The following is a 245-nucleotide window of genomic DNA, read 5'->3' as shown; positions in this document are numbered from 1 at the left end:
ACAGGCAATTCCGCCTCTTGCGCCCGCGCTATGGTCGGCGCCCAAAGCATCAGGAGCAGCGCAAGCACCGAACCGCCATGAGTCATGTTTCCGCCTCAGTTTTTCCGGAACGCGCGATCGATGTCGCGGCCGGCGAGACAGACGATGAAGCCGGCAAGCGCGAGCAGGACAGAACGACGTCCGACAACTCTCATTACGTGGTCTCCTCTTGATCGGACATGGCACCAATATCCAGCAATTGCCCG

General features: G+C 60.0%; 1 protein-coding gene. It reads left to right on the top strand.

Annotated elements, in window-relative coordinates:
- A partial coding sequence (locus tag FNJ47_RS50835) for a hypothetical protein (protein WP_206685439.1) occupies positions 1 to 212 on the top strand: 212 nt, incomplete at its 5' end.
- Positions 213 to 245 lie beyond the last annotated feature (33 nt).

The sequence above is a fragment of the Bradyrhizobium uaiense genome (genome assembly GCF_010811875.1).
Lineage (GTDB): Bacteria > Pseudomonadota > Alphaproteobacteria > Rhizobiales > Xanthobacteraceae > Bradyrhizobium > Bradyrhizobium uaiense.
The sequence above is the reverse complement of the archived record's forward strand: the minus strand, read 5'-3'. Positions and strand labels throughout refer to the sequence as shown.